Raw genomic sequence first — 14,912 nt, forward strand, 5'->3', positions numbered from 1 at the left:
CCGGAGGCGGGCCGTCAGGGCGCAGATGGCAAGCCACTACGAGGGCGAACACGCCCCAGGCGCGGCCGAGTTGACCCGATGAGCGTACCCTTGCCCCCGGCCCGGTGACGGCGGTCACAAAGCACGGCTCAATGACCCGGCCCAGTGGTGGGCGCCGGGATGGCGGGGCTCTTCGTACACTCCTCCCCCGGCGCCGAGGAAGCAGCACCCCGCCCCCGTCCCACATGGTTGAAGAGCAGGTTGAGCGCCACCGCCGCGATGCAGCCCGCGCTCACCCCCGAGTCGAGGATGATCTTCAGGGTCGCGGGGATTCCCGCGCCGTCGTAGAACCTCGGGGAGATCACCGGGATCATCCCCACTCCCAGCGACGTCGCCGCGACCAGCAGGTTGTCGCCCTTGTCCAGGCCCGCCCCGCGGAGGACGTTCACGCCGCTCGCCGCCACGCTGCCGAAGAGGACGATGCCCGCGCCGCCGAGGACCGGGCGGGGGACGACCGCGATGAGGGAGGCGAAGACCGGGCTCAGGCCCAGGGCCACGAACATCACGCCGCACGCCGCGACCACGAAGCGGCTGCGGACGCGGGTGATCGCGACGAGGCCGATGTTCTGGGCGAAGGCGCTGTTGGCGAAGCCGTTGAAGAGCGGGCTGACGGCGGTGCCGAGCGTGTCCGCGCGCAGGCCGCGCGCGATGACCTTCTCGTCCGCCTCGCGGCCGACGACCTCGCCGAGGGCGAGCATGTCGGCGGTGCTCTCGGTCATACAGACCAGCATGAGCACGCACATCGACACGATCGCGGAGATCGCGAAGTGCGGGGCGCCGAAGTGGAAGGGGCTGGGGAAGCCGACGATCCGGGCGTGCTCGGCGGGCGTGAAGTCGACGGCGCCGGCCGGAATGGCGATCAGGGTGCCGGCGACCAGGCCGAGGAGGACCGCGATCTGCCGGAGGAAGCCGCGCAGCAGCCTGCGCAGTCCGAGAACGACGGCGAGCGTCGCGCCCGCCAGCCCGAGGCCGGTGAGCGAGGCGGGGTGGTCCGACTGGCCGCCCTGGATCCAGGTGAAGGCGACCGGCAGCAGCGTGATGCCGATCAGGGTGATGACGGTGCCGCTGACGACGGGCGGGAAGAAGCGGATGAGTTTGCAGAAGTAAGGGGCCAGGAGGAAGCCGAGGACCCCGGCCACGATCACCGCGCCGTAGATGACCGGCAGGGCATCCCCCTTGTGGGGCTGGGCGTTCGCGACGGCCACCATGGGGGCGACGCCCGCGAAGGAGACGCCGTTGACGAACGGCAGCCGGGCTCCGACCTTCCAGAACCCGATCGTCTGGAGCAGCGTCGCGATGCCCGCCGTGAAGAGCGCGGCGCTGACCAGGAACGTGATCTCCAGCGGGGAGAGTCCGAGGGCCGCGCCGAGGACGAGGGGCGGCGCGACCACGCCCGCGTAGCTCGCCGCGACGTGCTGGAAGCCGCCGGCCAGCAGCTTCCCCGGTGGCAGGAGCCGGTCCACCGGGTGGACATCGCCGCTGTCGCCGCCCGCGGCGGCCGGCTCGGTGCTTCGCTCGGTGAACCTGGGCACTGTGGCCACGGCGGTTCCTCCTGTCGATTTTCGTGTCGCCGATGTGACACGGCTTCAGGGAGGCGGCGCTGCAAGGAAGAGGGGGGCTTGCGTGAGGGGGCGGGAACGGACCGGGGCGCCGTCGTGCGGGCGCCCCGGTCCGCCGCCCGTGGGACCCGGAGGTCCACGGGCCCGGCCGAGGTCCGTCCACCTCCGCCGGGTCTCGGGCCGGGCCGGGCGAGGCCGGGCCGGGCAGGAGGCGTCAGTCGCCCGCCGCGATGCGCGCCAGGCGGCGGGAGGCGTCGCGGGCGCCACGGGTGATGGCGTCCTCGTCGGCGGTGGTCAGTCTGCCGTCCTCGACGACGGCCCGGCCGTTGATCAGGGACAAGGTCACCGGCGCGGCGGCGCCGAGCACCAGCGCGGCGACGGGGTCGGCGATGGTCGAGTGCCCGAGCCCGTCGAGCTTCCAGAGCACGAGGTCGGCGAGCTTACCCGGCTCCAGGGAGCCGATCTCCCGTTCCCGGCCCAGGACTCGGGCTCCGCCGTACGTGCCCATCCGCAGTACCTGACGGACCTTCAGGGCGGCTGCCCCGCCCGCGAGCCGGTGGATCAGCAGGGCGTTGCGGAGCTCGGTGTGCAGTTCCCCGGACTCGTTGGACGCTGTGCCGTCGACGCCCAGGCCGACGGGGACGCCGGCCCGCAGCAGGTCGGGGACGCGGGCCGTGCCGGCCGCGAGCCGGGCGTTGGAGGAGGGGCAGTGGCCCACGCCCGTGCCGGTGCGGGCGAAGGCGGCGATGTCGGTGTCGTTCATATGGACGCAGTGGGCCATCCACACGTCGTCGCCGAGCCAGCCGGTGGACTCGAAGTAGTCGGTGGGCCCCATGCCGAACAGCTCCTTGCAGAACTGTTCCTCCTCGACGGTCTCCGAGCCATGGGTGTGCAGGCGCACACCCTTGCGGCGGGCCAGCACGGCGGCCTCGCGGAGCAGTTCGGTGGAGACGGAGAAGGGCGAGCAGGGGGCGACGCCGATCCGCAGCATCGAGTCGAAGGCCGGGTCGTGGTAGGTGTCGATGGCCTCCTCGGTCGCGATCAGCGCGGCCTCGGTGGTCTCGACCGCGAAGTCGGGGGGCAGGCCGCCGTCGGACTTCCCGCGGTCCATCGAACCGCGGGTGGGGCTGAACCGCACGCCCATCTCGCGCGCGGCCCGGATCTCGGCGCCGAGGAGGTCGCCGGAGCCGCGGGGGAAGACGTAGTGGTGGTCCATGGCGGTGGTGACGCCACCGCGGACCATCATCGCGAGGGAGCCCCGCGCGGCCGCGTACACCATCTCTTCGTCGATCCGCGCCCAGATGGGATAGAGGGCGACGAGCCAGTCGAAGAGCACGGAGTCCTGGGCGAGGCCGCGGGTGAGCCACTGGTAGAAGTGGTGGTGGGTGTTGACGAGGCCGGGGGTGACGAGGTGTCCGGTGCCGTCGACGCGGCGGACGACTCCGGTCAGCCCCGCGGGGGCCGGGCCCGGGCCCACGGACTCGATCCTGTTCCCGGCGACGACGACGTGGCCGCTCGGGTGCTCGGTGTCCTGGGCGTCGACGGTGGCGACGGCGCAGTTCTCGATGACAGTCCGCTCGGGTGCGTGCGGTGCTTGCGGTGGTGCGGCCACGGTGATTCCTCGCAGTCGGGTCACGGAAGGTTCGTCAGGTCCACCGGGATGGCGGACTCGGCGCCCTCACGCAGGACGGTCGCCTCGATGAGGCCGTACGGGCGGTCGGCCGCGAAGTAGACCTCGTTGTCGTTCTTGAGGCCGAACGGTTCGAGGTCCGCCAGGAAGTGGTGCTTGTTCGGGAGCGAGAGGCGGATCTCGTCGATCTCGGGGCGGCGGTCGATGACCCGCGAGCCCATCTGGAAGAGCGTCTGCTGCAGGGAGTAGGAGTACGTCTCGGCGAAGGCGGTCAGCAGGTGTTCCCGGGTGGCCGTGTAACTGCGGTTCCAGTCCGGGGATCGCACCGTGTCGTCGAACCGGGCGTGCCGCCAGCGGGCGTGGACCTGCGTGGCGAGGATCCGGTCCCGGGTCTCCTGGAGCGTGGTATAGCGGTCCTTGACGTAGCCGTGGAACTCGGAGTCGGTGGTGTTGAGCACCACGAGGTCCTTGAGCCCGGAGATCACCTGCCATGCGCGGCCGTCGAAGGTGATCTGCGCGGTGCGGGTCTCCTGGTTCGCGCGGACGAAGGAGTGCCGCCGCTCCCCCGGGGTCTCGATGCGCTCCCAGGCGTACTCCTCCAGCCGGATGCGCGCGGTCCTGACGGCCGGCTGGCTGACGACGAAGTGCCGGGCCAGGTGGACGCCGAACGCCTCGGCCGAGGCTATGCCGCGCTCCTTGGCGAAGGCGAAGACGGTGTTCTTGGTGGTGTCGGTGGTCAGGACGCGGGAGTTGGAGCCCGAGAGGTGGACGTCCTCCATGTCACCGGAGAGCGCGACCGAGACGTTGAGGTCCTTCAGGTGGTGGGTGTCCCCGTCACGGGTGACCTTCAGGACGCGGGTCTCGGCTTTGCCGTACTGGTTCTGGCCAAGGATGGGCATGGGGGTCGCTAGCTCCCTCGGTAAACGGAATAGCCGAACGGGTTGAGCAGCAGCGGTACGTGATAGTGCTCGCCCGGTGTGACGGCGAAGGCGATCGCCACTTCCGGGAAGAAGGCCGCGCCCCCGTCCCGCTCCCCGGAGCGGGAGAGATAGGGCTCGACGGCGAAGAGGAGCCGCGCCTGGCCGGCGCCGGCCGGCAGCGGGGGGAAGTCCTGGCAGCGCCCGTCGGCGTCGGTCGTCGAGATGCCGGCCGGCTCCCAGGGGCCGTCGGGCTTCTCCCGGACGGACAGCTCGACAGCGACGCCCCGGGCCGGGCGGCCGATGGTGGTGTCCAGGACGTGGGTGGACACGGTCACAGGGATCGTCCGGCCGCTCATGGTGGCGCTCCTCCGTCGTCGGGCTCCGGCGTGACGTTCGCCGTCTGCGGCTCTTCCGCGAGCCGGGTCAGCCGGATGCGATTGATCTTGCCGAGTTCTGTGCGCACGATCTCGCGCTCGCGTTCCGGCGTGTTGTCGGTCCTGTAACGGATCGCGTCGTACAGCTGTCCGGCGGTGAGGCCGGTGGCGCAGATCAGGAAGACGTGCCCGAACTTCTCCTGGTAGGCGAGATTGCGCGCGAGCATCTCGGCCTGGAGGGCGGCGGGCGCGCCCGCCATGCCGCGCTGTTCGCGGGCGGACACCGGGTCGCCGGGGGTGGGGCGGCCGATGGGCGGGTGGCCGGACATCGCCTCGGCGAGGTCGGCCGGGGTGAGGGCGGCCATGGCGGTGTCGCTGGCGGCGCACAGGGCGGCGGTGTCGGGGTAGGGCCGGTGGGGGAGCAGGGCGCTCGCCCACGTCCGGCTGGCGCAGATCTCGCGGAGCGCGGCGCGGGCCGCGCTGTCCGCCACCTCGTTGAACCGGGCCAGGCCCGGCGTCGGACTCGAAGTCACGGGTGCCTCCGTGGCCGCTTGTCGATGGGCGGGGAAGGGCTGCGCATAGCTAACGCCTCGAAGAACACGGCGTCAACAGTTTGTTGAATTCCACGGGCCCGCTAATCCGCGCGACGGCCCTCACCCCGGGAGGGGTTCTCCCGGTTCAGGTAGTTGTAAACGGTGAAGCGACTCACGCCCAGCGCCGAGGCCACGGTCTCCACGCCGTGCCGTACGGAGAAGGCGCCGCGCGCCTCCAGACCCCGCACCACCGACTGCTTGGTCTTGCGGTCGAGTTCGGACAGCGGCAGGCCGTGCCGGCGTTCGAGGTCGGCCAGGATGCGGTCGAGGGAGTCGGAGAGGTGCGGCAGGCGTACGGCGACGACGGCGCGGCCCTCCCAGGACAGCAGCACGTCGTCACCCAGGGCGTGCTCCGGGTCGACCATCTCGCCGCCCATGGCGTCGACGAGCGGCCGGACGGCCGCGCGGAAGGCGTCGTCCGTGGCGGTCACGAGCCGTTCTCCCCGACCACGTTGAGCTGCAGGGACACCCGCGTGGCACCGGCGCGCAGCGATTCGCGGAGCACCTCGTCCACGGTGGCCAGCACCACCTCGGCGCGGCCCTCGGCGGTGGTGCCGAACGGGCCGACGTCCACGGCGTCGAGGTCGGCTCCCTGGACGACCTCGCGGGCCGCCTCCGCGTGGGGCGGCGCCTCGTCGAGGTCGAAGGGCTCGGTCGTGAACTCCACTCGCAATCGCAGCATGGGCACACGGTAGCGCCGCGACTCCCCTTGACAGCCTTCGCGGCCCGCGGGCACGCTTCCGTTGAGCAGAATTCAAATTCCGCCATACGGAAGCGAGTACCTGTCATGGGTCTTCCGGAGCCGCGCTTCGATGTGAATCTGTCGATCCTCTTCACCGAACTCCCCCTCCTGGAGCGGCCTGCCGCAGCGGCCGCGGCGGGCTTCACCGCGGTCGAGCTGTGGTGGCCCTGGCCGGACCGCCCCGTGCCGGAGAAGCGCGAACTCGACGCCCTGCGCGGCGCGTTGCGCGACGCGGGGACACAGCTCGTCGGCCTGAACTTCTTCGCCGGACGGCTGCCCGGCCCCGACCGGGGCGCGCTCTCGATACCCGGCCCGGCCTCCGACGGCTTCCGCGCGAACCTCGACGTCGCCGCCGACTTCGCCGCCTCGCTCGGCTGTACGGCACTCAACGCCCTCTACGGCAGCCGCGTCCAGGGCGTCGACCCGCGCACGCAGGACGCGCTGGCCCTGGAGAACCTCGTGCGCGCGGCACGCGCCGCGGACCGGGTGGGGGCGGTGCTCCTGATCGAGGCGCTCAACGCGGTGGAGTCACCGCTCTACCCCCTCACCGGCGCGGCGAAGGCGGTCGCGCTGGCCGAGGCCGTGAACGCGGCGAGCGGCCTGGGCAACGCGCGGTTCCTGATGGACCTCTACCACCTGGCGATGGGCGGCGAGGACCTGCGCGCCGTGATCGACGACCACACCGCCGTGACCGGCCACGTCCAGATCGCGGACGCGCCGGGGCGCGGGGCGCCCGGGTCCGGAGCGCTTGACTTCCCGGAGCTGCTGGGGCACTTGGGGAAGACGGGCTACGACGGGTGGGTGGGGCTGGAGTACGCGGCGCCGCACGCCGAGGCGTTCGGCTGGCTGGAGGACTTCCGCCTCGGCGCCGGATGAGCACCGGGCCCGCACCCCGTACGCCCCCGCACCCCGCGCCCGTGCGCACCTGCACCCGCACCCGCACCCGCACCCGCACAACCAGCGAAAGGACCCCGATGCCCACCCCCCGGATCGCCTGGATAGGACTCGGGATCATGGGATCCCCCATGGCCGAGAACCTGCTCAAGGCCGGATACCACGTCACCGGCCACACCCTGGAGCAGCACAAGCTCGACCGGCTCGCCGAAGCCGGCGGCACCCCCGCCGCCTCCGTCGCGGAAGCGGTCCGGGGCGCCGACATCGTCGTCACGATGCTCCCCGCCGACCCCCAGCTGGAGGCGGTGACCCTCGGCGAGGACGGGGTGCTCGCGCACGCCGCGCCCGGCACGCTGCTGATCGACATGTCGACCGTCGCGCCGAGCACCTCCGTCGCCCTGGCCGCGGCCGCCGCCGCGCGGGACATCCGCGTGCTGGACGCGCCCGTGTCCGGCGGTGAGGCGGGCGCCGTCGAAGGAGTGCTCTCGATCATGGTCGGCGGGGAGCGCGCCGACTTCGACCTGGCCGCGCCGCTGTTCCGCGCGCTCGGCACGACGGTCGTCCACTGCGGGACGCACGGCAGCGGCCAGACCGTGAAGGCCGCCAACCAGCTGGTCGTCGCGGTCAACATCCAGGTCTGCGCGGAAGCGGTGGTCTTCCTGCAAAAGTCGGGCGTCGACCTCGGCGCGGCGCTGGAGGTGCTGGGCGGCGGGCTCGCCGGTTCGGCCGTGCTGGAGCGCAAGCGGCACAACTTCCTCGCCCACGACTTCGCCCCCGGCTTCCGCATCGACCTGCACCACAAGGACATGGGCATCGTCACCGAGGCGGCCCGCGCCGTCGGCGCCGCCCTCCCGCTCGGCGCGGTGGCCGCGACGCTGGTCGCCGCGGCGCGGGCGCAGGGCGACGGCGCCCTGGACCACTCCGCCCTGCTGCGCGGCGTCGAGCGGCTCTCGGGGGTGGCCTCATGAGCGACCGGTCCACGCGAAAGCGCGTGCCCGCCATGGAGGCGGCCGTACAGATCATGAAGGACGAGGGCGTCGACATCGCGTTCGGCTGTCCCGGGGCGGCGATCCTGCCGCTGTACAAAGCGATGCACACCGTGGGCGGCATCGAGCACTTGATCGTCCGTCACGAAGAGGGCGCGACACACATGGCCGACGGCTGGGCCCGTACGAACGGCCGGGTCGGCGTCGCGCTCGCCACCTCGGGGCCGGGGGCGACGAACCTGGTCACCGGGCTCTACACCGCGTTCGCCGACTCCGTGCCCATGGTGTGCGTGACCGGGCAGGCGGTGTCGGCCAAGCTGCACCAGGAGGCGTTCCAGGCGGTCGACATCGTGGAGATCGTCCGGCCGGTCACCAAGTGGGCCGTGCAGATCAAGGAGGCCGCGCAGATCCCGTGGGTGTTCCGGGAAGCCTTCCGCGTGGCGCGCGAGGGCCGTCCCGGGCCGGTGCTGATCGACATCCCACTCGACATCGCGGGGCGCGAGATCTCCTACGACCCCGCGCTCGACGCCCGGCTGCCGGTCCCCGCCGTGGCCCCGCACCCGCCCCGCGTCGAGGCCGCCCTCGACCTGCTGCTGGCCGCCGAGCGGCCGCTGGTGCTGGCGGGCGGCGGGGTGATCCTCGCGGAGGCGTCGGCCGCGCTGCGGGAGCTGGTGGAGTTCCTGCGGGTGCCCTTCCAGGTGACGCTGATGGGCAAGGGCGCCATCGAGGACGACCACGAGCTGCACATGGGCACGACCGGCATCCAGACCTCGCAGCGCTACGCCAACGCCTCTTTCCTGGAGGCGGACTTCGTGCTCGCGGTCGGCGCCCGCTTCGGCGACCGGCACACCGGCGCGGACCTCGGTGTCTACCGCGGCGAGCGGACGTTCGTCCATGTGGACATCGAACCCACCCAGCTGGGCAGGGTCTTCGAGCCGGACCTCGGCATCGTCTCCGACGCCGGCCTGTTCCTCACCGCCCTGCTGGACGCCGCGCGGGCCCGCGGCGCGCGGCCGGCCATCGCGCCGTGGGCCGAGCGCTGCCGGGAGCTCAAGCGGACGCTGGTGCGCCGGGAGGACTTCACGAGCACGCCCGTCAAGGCGCCCCGGGTCTACAAGGAGATCAACGAGATCTTCGGGCCCGACACGTATTTCGTCACCGCCATCGGCCTCTACCAGATCTGGGGCGGCCAGCACCAGAAGTCCCATCTGCCGCGGCGCTATCAGGTGTGCGGGCAGGCGGGCCCGCTGGGCTGGGAGATCCCGGCGGCGATCGGCGTGAAGAAGGCGCTCCAGGGCCAGGGCAGGGGTGACACCGAGGTCGTCGGCATCGTGGGTGACTACAGCTTCCAGTACATGGTCGAGGAGCTGGCGGTCGCCGCGCAGTACGACGTCCCGTTCGTCCTGATCATGCTGAACAACGAGTACCTGGGCCTGATCCGGCAGGCGTCGATCGGCTACGGCATGAACTACCAGGTCGACATCCACTACGACGAGACGGGCACCGACAACGTCAAGCTGATGGAGGCGTACGGCTGTTCAGGGCGCCGCGTCGTGGATCCGGGCGACATCCGCACGGCGGTGGAGTGGGCGCGCAAGGAGGCCGTGGCGACGTCCCGCCCAGTGCTGGTGGAGATCCTCATCGAGCGCGAGGCGAACACGCCGCACGGCCCGGACATCGACTCGGTGAGGGAGTTCGAGCCGCTTCGCTGAACCGGGCGCGCCGGACCGGCACGCGACGGCATCTCGCGCCTCCCCCTGCGGGCAAGGACACCATTCACGCCCCCGGCGCGCCCTCATCGTGGACGATGGGCCCGTACTCACACACCCACGGACCCGTTGCTGGAGCCGAGAAAATGGCCAAGAGCGTGCCGGTTCACTGCCCGACATGCCGTCGGGAGCACTCCTTCACCCCGCCCACCTTCCCCTGCGCGTGCGGGGCACCGCTCACCCTGCCCGTCCTGCCCGACGCCTCACCCGAGTTACTGGTGCACCGCACCTGGCGCGACTCCTGGGTGGCGGTCCGCTGCCCCGCCTGCGACCGCCAGGACCAGTGGCCCCGGCCGGAGTTCGGGTGCTCCTGCGGCACCGTGGTGCGGCTGCCCGTCGAGCCTGTGCGCGGCCCGGAAGGCGGGCCGCGGGCCCTGCGGCCCGCCTTCCGCCCGGTGGCCATCTCCACCCCGGAGGGCGCTATTGTGGTTGCCGAGGGGTGTCTTAAGTTGGCTGGGTTCGCAGACGTGACCCGGCCGGGCGACCCCGCCGAGTCGGGGGTCGACCTGCGGGCCGAGGGACTGGTCGCCCGGATCGACCCGACCACCCTGCCGACCTCGCTGCGCGCGGTCGAGTGCCTGTGGCTGCACGGCCTGAACGACGCGGCGACCGGCACCTTCTTCTCCCTCGCGGGATACGAGCGCGACGCGAGATCGCGCGCCGAGGAGCTCCGACTCCCGCTGTTCGTCATGGATCTGACGGGCACTCCGCAACCACTGAACGGAGCGGCCGATGAACTGGTCGAGCGGGGCCCGTCCTGATCACGCGGGCCCCGGTCCGCCCCGCCAACCTCAATTCTTCCTCTGAACCGGAACTTCGGCATGGCATGCCGGCCCCCTCCGGGCACAGACTTGCCGCGGGCCCGCGACACGAACGGGGGATCGCGGGCCCCTCCAGCCATCTCAGCTCGCGCGGGCGGCGGTCAGCCCGCTCGCCGCGGCCCGCTCCCTCAGCTCCACCTTGCGGACCTTGCCGCTGACCGTCATGGGGAAGGACTCCAGGATCCACAGCTGCCGCGGGATCTTGTAGTGCGCGAGGCGGCCCCGGCAGTAGCGGGCGAGCTCGTCGCGGCTGAGGGACGCGGCGGGGTCGCGGAGGACGACGCAGGCCATGATCTCCTCGCCGTACTTCTCGTCCGGGACCCCGATCACCTGCACATCGGCGATCTTGGGGTGGGAGTGGAGGAACTCCTCGATCTCCCGCGGGTAGACGTTCTCCCCACCCCTGATGATCATGTCCTTGATGCGGCCGACGATCCGTACGTAGCCGTCCTCGTCCATCACCGCGAGGTCACCGGTGTGCATCCAGCCGTCGGCGTCGACGGCCTCGGCCGTGCGGTCGGGCTCGTCCCAGTAGCCGAGCATCACCGAATAGCCGCGGGTGCACAGCTCGCCCGCCTCGCCGCGCGCGAGCGTGGCGCCGCCGTCCGGGTCGATGATCTTGACCTGGAGGTGCGGCAGGACCCGGCCCACGGTCCCGGTACGCCGCTCCACCGGGTCGTCCGCCCGGGTCTGGGTGGAGACCGGTGAGGTCTCCGTCATGCCGTAGCAGATGGCCACCTCGGCCATGTGCATCTCCGTCATGACCCGCTTCATCACCTCTTCCGGGCACGGCGAGCCGGCCATGATGCCGGTGCGCAGCGAGGAGAGGTCGTAGGTGGCGAAGTCGGGGAGGTTCAGCTCGGCGATGAACATGGTGGGGACGCCGTAGAGGGAGGTGCAGCGTTCCCGCTCGACCGCGTGCAGGGTGGCGACGGGGTCGAAGGAGCGCGCCGGGATGACGACGCAGGAGCCGTGGGTGGTGGCCGCGAGGTTGCCCATGACCATGCCGAAGCAGTGGTAGAAGGGCACGGGCACGGCGATCCGGTCGGCCTCGGTGTAGCCGACCGACTCCCCCACGAAATAGCCGTTGTTGAGGATGTTGTGGTGGGAGAGCGTGGCGCCCTTGGGGAAGCCGGTGGTGCCGGAGGTGTACTGGATGTTCACCGGGTCGTAGCAGCCGAGCTGTGCCTCCCGCTCGGCCAGCCGCCCGGGCGCCACCCGCTCGCCCAGGCGGATCATCCCGTCCCAGGTGGGGTCGTCGATGTAGACGACGTCGCGCAGCGCCGGGCAGTCGGCGCGCACCTGCTCGACCATGCGGCGGTAGTCGCTGGTCTTGTGCTCGACGGAGGAGACGAGCACGCCGATGCCGGCCTGTCGCAGCACGAAGCCCAGTTCGTGGACGCGGTAGGCGGGGTTGACGTTGACCATGACGGCGCCGATCCGGGCGGTGGCGTACTGCACCATCACCCACTCCGGGCAGTTGACGGCCCAGAGCCCGACCCGGTCCCCTTTCGCCACCCCCTTCGCGAGCAGGCCCAGCGCGACCTCCTCGACGGCCCGGCCGAACTCCGCGTAGGTCCAGCGGCGGCCGCTCGGGACGTCGACGAGCGCCTCGCGGTCACCGAAGCGTTCGATGGTGAAGGCCAGGTCGGCGCCGATGGTGTCGTCGATCAACGGGACGGAGGTGCTGCCGGCCGCGTACGCGGGTGTGGTCACCGGTGGTCTTCCTCTCGGTATTCGTCTCCGCCGCCCCGTGCGGTGCGCTCGCGCAGCTCGATGCGGCGGATCTTGCCGGACACGGTCTTCGGCAGCTCGGCGAACTCCAGCCGCCGTACGCGCTTGTAGGGGGCGAGAGTGGCCCGCGAGTGCGCGAAGAGGGCCTTCGCGGTGGCGGCGCCGGGTTCCCAGCCCTCCGCGAGCACGATGTACGCCTTGGGCACGGCGAGCCGCAGCGGGTCGGGGGCGGGGACGACCGCGGCCTCCGCGACGGCCTCGTGCTCGAGGAGCGCGCTCTCCAGCTCGAAGGGGGAGACCTTGTAGTCACTTGACTTGAACACATCGTCGCTGCGGCCCACATAGGTGATATACCCATCGGCGTCGCGCGAGCCGATGTCCCCGGTGCGGTAGTAGCCGCCCTCCATCACCTCGGCCGTGCGCTCCGGGTCGCCCGCGTAGCCGGTCATCAGGCCGACGGGCCGCTCGCGCAGGTCGAGGGCGATCTCGCCCTCGTCGGCCGGGAGGCCGGTGACGGGGTCGAGGAGGACGACCGTGAAGCCGGGGCTCGGGCGGCCCATGGAGCCGGTCTTGAGCACCTGGCCGGGCGGGTTGGCGACCTGCACGGAGGTCTCCGTCTGCCCGAAGCCGTCCCGGATCGTGACGCCCCACGCCCGCCGCACGGTCTCGATCACCTCGGGGTTGAGCGGCTCGCCCGCCGCGACCACCTCGCGCGGCGGGGTGCGCAGGGCGCCCAGGTCGGCCTGGATGAGCATCCGCCAGACCGTGGGCGGCGCGCAGAAGCTGGTGACCCCGCAGCGGTCCATCTCCGCCATCAGCCGGGCCGCGTCGAAGCGGGTGTAGTTGTGCACGAAGACGGTGGCCTCGGCGTTCCACGGCGCGAAGAGGTTGGACCACGCGTGCTTGGCCCAGCCGGGCGAGGAGATGTTGAGATGGACGTCGCCGGGGCGCAGCCCGATCCAGTACATGGTCGACAAGTGGCCGATGGGGTACGAGATGTGGCTGTGCTCCACCAGCTTGGGGCGCGCGGTGGTGCCCGAGGTGAAATAGAGCAGCAGCGTGTCGTCGGCGCGGGTCGGCCCGTCGGGGGTGAAGGTCCCGGAGGCGGTCGCGGAGTCCTCGTAGGCGAGCCAGCCCGGGGCGGTGGTGCCGCCGACGGCGATCCGGGTGTAGTCGCCGGGCACGCCGTCGAACTTGCCGGTGTCCTCGGCCCGTACGAGCACATGGGCCGCCCGGCCGCGCTCGATCCGGTCGGCGAGGTCGGCCGGGCCCAGCAGCGGGGTGGCGGGGATGACGACGGCCCGCAGCTTCATCGCGGCGAGCGCGGTCTCCCACAGCTCGGTCTGGTTGCCGAGCATGACGACGACGCGGTCACCGGCCCGGACGCCGTGCCCGCGCAGCCAGTTCGCGACCTGGTCGGAGCGGCGCCGCAGCGCGTCGAACGACAGCCGTGCCTCACCGCCGTCCTCCTCGACGATCCACAGCGCCGTGCGGTCGTTGCCCTCGGCGATGACATCGAACCAGTCCAGCGCCCAGTTGAACTCCCGCGGACGCGGCCAGCCGAACCCCTCGTACGCGGCCGCGTAGTCCGTGCGCCGCGCGAGCAGGAAGTCGCGCGCCGCGCGGAACTCCGCCGTGGGCCCGCCCGGGCCCCGCACCGCGTCCGTCAGCTGCATGGGCGTCATGTGTCCTCCAGTTCACGGTCCGGGTGACCGGCCCGCTGGTTAGCATCGTGCGACGGTGATCTGAGTCTCACCACCCCCGGACAGGGGTAGCCGCATTTCAGGGATACGGAGATTCCGACTTCGCATCCGGTTGGGGAGGCAGTGATGGGTGATCCTGACGGGGCGGCCGAGGTCCGGGCCGCTCTGCTGCGGATGCGCAGGAACACGGGGCTTTCGGTCGCCTTCGGGGGACTGCTGGCGAGCTCACGGCAGTTCCGGATATCGGACATGACCGGCACGACGACACCGGCGCTGCGCGGGCTGGCCATCCGCACGGGCAGCGGACTGGGCGGCAAGGCGGCCGCCCTGGGCCGGCCGCTGTCCGTCACCGACTATCAGTCCTCGCACGTCATCAGCCATGAGTACGACGCGGCGGTGGCCGCGGAGGGCCTGCGTTCCGTCATGGCCGTGCCCGTGGTCGTACGGGGGCGGGTGCGCGGTGTCCTCTACGGCGCGCTCCGGCGGCCGCTCGCGCTCGGCGACCGCTCGCTGAGCGCCGCGATGGACGCGGCGCGGGACCTCGAACAGACCCTCGCCGTGCGGGACGAGGTCCATCAGCTGCTCTCCGTGGCACAGCAGCCGACCACGGCGGACCCGGCGATGTGGGAGGAGGTCCGCGAGGCCCACGGGTCGCTGCGCGCGCTGGCCCAGCGGGTCCAGGACCCCGGGCTGCGCCAGGAATTACTGGCCGCCTGCGGCCGGCTGGCCCGGGCCTCTTCCCCCGGCGCCGCCGAGCCCGCCGTGGACCTGTCCCCGCGCGAGGTGGACGTGCTGGCGTGCGTGGCCTCCGGCGCGACGAACGCGGCGGCCGCGGAGCGGCTGGGCCTCCGGCCGGAGACCGTCAAGAGCTATCTGCGCTCGGGCATGCGGAAGCTGGGGGCACACACGAGGCTGGAGGCGGTGGTGGCGGCCCGGCGGGCGGGGGTGCTGCCGTAAGCGGGGGTGGTGAGGGGGCTTGAAGGTCATGCGCCCGCGGCGGGCGGGTGCGCGCCCTCATCGGCAACCTCTGCCGTGGGCGGATGGCACCCCATGCCGCAACCGTGTCAACAGGTCGTCAAAGGAGCGGCACGGGGGGTCAACAGGCTGTCAATGAACGGCTCCCGCACCCGGCCCCCGGGCATAGCGTG

General features: G+C 72.0%; 14 protein-coding genes. 5 read left to right on the top strand and 9 right to left on the bottom strand.

Annotated elements, in window-relative coordinates; all coding sequences use genetic code 11:
• Window positions 1-128: 128 nt before the first annotated feature.
• The 7 genes from ACZ4A5_RS13325 to ACZ4A5_RS13355 all read right to left on the bottom strand — a co-directional run bounded on the left by ACZ4A5_RS13325 (window position 129) and on the right by ACZ4A5_RS13355 (window position 5,797).
• Window positions 129-1,580 (bottom strand): nucleobase:cation symporter-2 family protein, encoded by a 1,452-nt coding sequence (locus ACZ4A5_RS13325; protein ID WP_467582135.1) that lies wholly within the window; start codon window positions 1,578-1,580, stop codon window positions 129-131.
• Window positions 1,581-1,812: 232 nt separating this feature from the next.
• Window positions 1,813-3,210 carry an 8-oxoguanine deaminase gene (locus ACZ4A5_RS13330; protein WP_467582137.1) on the bottom strand — a complete coding sequence of 466 codons (1,398 nt, stop codon included), beginning with the start codon at window positions 3,208-3,210 and terminating at the stop codon, window positions 1,813-1,815.
• Between the two features lie 20 nt (window positions 3,211-3,230).
• Entirely contained in the window at window positions 3,231-4,127 is an 897-nt protein-coding gene (gene pucL / locus ACZ4A5_RS13335) for a factor-independent urate hydroxylase (protein ID WP_467582139.1), read from the bottom strand.
• Between the two features lie 8 nt (window positions 4,128-4,135).
• Window positions 4,136-4,504 carry a hydroxyisourate hydrolase gene (uraH, locus tag ACZ4A5_RS13340; RefSeq protein ID WP_467582141.1) on the bottom strand — a complete coding sequence of 123 codons (369 nt, stop codon included), beginning with the start codon at window positions 4,502-4,504 and terminating at the stop codon, window positions 4,136-4,138.
• A complete protein-coding gene (gene uraD / locus ACZ4A5_RS13345) occupies window positions 4,501-5,055 on the bottom strand; it encodes a 2-oxo-4-hydroxy-4-carboxy-5-ureidoimidazoline decarboxylase (RefSeq protein ID WP_467582143.1) in 555 nt (184 codons plus the stop codon). The genes uraH and uraD overlap by 4 nt, the downstream gene beginning before the upstream one ends.
• A 101-nt stretch (window positions 5,056-5,156) precedes the next feature.
• A complete protein-coding gene (locus ACZ4A5_RS13350; RefSeq protein WP_467582228.1) occupies window positions 5,157-5,492 on the bottom strand; it encodes a helix-turn-helix domain-containing protein in 336 nt (111 codons plus the stop codon).
• A gap of 50 nt (window positions 5,493-5,542) precedes the next feature.
• Window positions 5,543-5,797: a thiamine-binding protein gene (locus ACZ4A5_RS13355; RefSeq protein WP_467582145.1), complete on the bottom strand. Its 255-nt coding sequence runs from the start codon at window positions 5,795-5,797 to the stop codon at window positions 5,543-5,545.
• A gap of 105 nt (window positions 5,798-5,902) precedes the next feature.
• Between ACZ4A5_RS13355 and ACZ4A5_RS13360 the strand changes: the two genes are divergently transcribed.
• The 4 genes from ACZ4A5_RS13360 to ACZ4A5_RS13375 all read left to right on the top strand — a co-directional run bounded on the left by ACZ4A5_RS13360 (window position 5,903) and on the right by ACZ4A5_RS13375 (window position 10,267).
• Window positions 5,903-6,733, top strand: a complete 831-nt coding sequence (locus ACZ4A5_RS13360) for a TIM barrel protein (RefSeq protein WP_467582147.1) — start codon at window positions 5,903-5,905, stop codon at window positions 6,731-6,733.
• Between the two features lie 98 nt (window positions 6,734-6,831).
• Window positions 6,832-7,719, top strand: a complete 888-nt coding sequence (locus ACZ4A5_RS13365; RefSeq protein ID WP_467582149.1) for a 2-hydroxy-3-oxopropionate reductase — start codon at window positions 6,832-6,834, stop codon at window positions 7,717-7,719.
• Window positions 7,716-9,449: a glyoxylate carboligase gene (gene gcl, locus ACZ4A5_RS13370; protein ID WP_467582151.1), complete on the top strand. Its 1,734-nt coding sequence runs from the start codon at window positions 7,716-7,718 to the stop codon at window positions 9,447-9,449. The genes ACZ4A5_RS13365 and gcl overlap by 4 nt, the downstream gene beginning before the upstream one ends.
• 143 nt (window positions 9,450-9,592) lie before the next feature.
• Window positions 9,593-10,267: a hypothetical protein gene (locus tag ACZ4A5_RS13375; RefSeq protein ID WP_467582153.1), complete on the top strand. Its 675-nt coding sequence runs from the start codon at window positions 9,593-9,595 to the stop codon at window positions 10,265-10,267.
• Between the two features lie 141 nt (window positions 10,268-10,408).
• On the opposite strand, the gene ACZ4A5_RS13380 is transcribed toward ACZ4A5_RS13375, so the two are convergent.
• The gene (locus ACZ4A5_RS13380; RefSeq protein ID WP_467582155.1) at window positions 10,409-12,043 is read right to left on the bottom strand and encodes an AMP-binding protein; all 1,635 of its coding nucleotides are present in this window, start codon (window positions 12,041-12,043) and stop codon (window positions 10,409-10,411) included.
• Window positions 12,040-13,737: an AMP-binding protein gene (locus ACZ4A5_RS13385; RefSeq protein WP_467582230.1), complete on the bottom strand. Its 1,698-nt coding sequence runs from the start codon at window positions 13,735-13,737 to the stop codon at window positions 12,040-12,042. Before ACZ4A5_RS13385 ends, ACZ4A5_RS13380 begins: the two co-directional genes overlap by 4 nt.
• Before the next feature lie 153 nt (window positions 13,738-13,890).
• Between ACZ4A5_RS13385 and ACZ4A5_RS13390 the strand changes: the two genes are divergently transcribed.
• Complete coding sequence (locus ACZ4A5_RS13390) at window positions 13,891-14,721, top strand: helix-turn-helix transcriptional regulator (protein ID WP_467582156.1); 831 nt, start codon at window positions 13,891-13,893, stop codon at window positions 14,719-14,721.
• The last annotated feature ends 191 nt before the right edge of the window (window positions 14,722-14,912 follow it).

The organism is Streptomyces sp. NPDC025618, assembly GCF_055558795.1.